At 56.3% G+C, this 1,560-nt stretch carries 1 protein-coding gene; it reads right to left on the bottom strand.

The features are described 5' to 3' along the window. Positions 1-84: 84 nt before the first annotated feature. On the bottom strand, positions 85-1,182 hold the full coding sequence (locus ACODTA_RS30280) for an AAA family ATPase (RefSeq protein ID WP_489071395.1): 1,098 nt from the start codon (positions 1,180-1,182) through the stop codon (positions 85-87). Positions 1,183-1,560 lie beyond the last annotated feature (378 nt).

Raw genomic sequence — 1,560 nt, 5'->3', positions numbered from 1 at the left:
CCAGACCGCTTCATCGTCAATCCGATCCACCAAATGCCGGGACTGAACACCTAGGGTTTGCTCGGGGGCCGTACGGACTGAAATTTAAGGGAGGATCACAATCACCGTCCTTTGGCGTCGATTTTCTGTAATCTCGCGGTTCCCAATCTTGCCGCTGATAAACAGACGCTCCATGGCGTCCTTGAATTTTTTCTTGGTTAGCCTTTCCGAGCCCGGCATCTCGGATAGCGTTTTTGGAGCATGTAGAACGTTCAAATAGCGACCTTGCGCGGCAAGCTGCTCGATCAGCGCTAGGAAAATGCGTTCGGCCCGTGCATCAACGTCCCCCATTCTCGCGGGCTGTTCCGCGATAAAAACGCCGTTCTTCCAGGCTATGTCTATTTCAATCCCGATGCGACCGTAGTTGCTTTTCATTACCTTCAATCGACGCGCGTCCGGGTTTGGTTCGCAATCGCCATCTTTCACGCGTTCAAGGTATAGGCGAGAGCGCACGCTATTGTTCCATGCGGTTGATCCACTCGCCCCTGTTCCGCTCGAAATTCCTGTCAATGATGGATGCGCTAGCAGCACAACGGCGCACCGATGTCTGATCGCGAGCCCTCGCATCATGCCGATGAACTGTCGGACCATTGAACGATCATTTTCGTTACCGGGGTAGGCGTCCGCCAATGTGTCTACGACGATGAGTCGCGGCGTTGTGACGCCGATCATCAGATCGATTTTCTCCAGTAGCGGAGTACGTGTGAGAATTCCTTTTTTTGCGATCAAATTGGCTAGGAGCGCGTCTTTACCCGCCAAATCGGCGATTATGATTCCGGTTAAATCGGCCGTGGTCGCGTCATGCGAACCTGCTATGATCGAAAGTCGGCGATGCAGTTCCGCGCGGTCGTCTTCTGCCGAAAGATAGATTGTCCGGCCTACGTTTGGCACCCGGTTCAACCAGCTTCGGCCAAGCGCTATGGAGGCGGCAAGTTGCAACGCCAGTAAGGATTTTCCGGTGCCTCCATCACCATAGAATAGGGTAACGGTGTTCATCGGAATCAGGTCAGCAACAAGCCATTCGCGAAGTGGTGGCGGTCCCTGCAAATCCCCACCACTCAACCATTCTACTAACGGCGGCGGGGGTGCCACGGTCGGTGCCGGGATGGCCGAAGAACTAGGCGGCGCCGGTCTAGGTGGCATTACCGGCGCCAACCTTTGAGACAGCACCGGCATGGGTGGCAGAACAGGCGATAGCCTTTGAGGCGTCGCAGGCGCTGCCGGCATGAGGGGGGGCGTTGCTGCTCGTGGGTGTGGGGCCGTCTCGGGCAGAGCGAAAGGATTTCCGCCCAGCGCGGCAGGTGGCACATTATCTGTTGTCATTGTCGGCTTCCGACCCGGCGCGCTCGATCGGAGCGTTCCCGGGCAAATTTATGGCTAGACGAAAACGAATTCCGCCGAGCCCGTCGAAACATCATTGGATGTGAGCTGGTCACACGCCAGTTGTCTAACCGTGGGCAATGCTGAGCTAGGTGTTCAGTCCCGGCATTTGGTGGATCGGATTGACGATGAAGCGGTCTG

The sequence above is a fragment of the Sphingomonas sp. FG14 genome, from assembly GCF_057809675.1.
The sequence above is the reverse complement of the archived record's forward strand: the minus strand, read 5'-3'. Positions and strand labels throughout refer to the sequence as shown.

Excerpts from the sequence above, each read along its gene's own strand:
- ACODTA_RS30280 (WP_489071395.1), bottom strand. The coding sequence starts at position 1,182 with ATGCCACCTAGACCGGCGCCGCCTAGTTCTTCGGCCATCCCGGCACCG.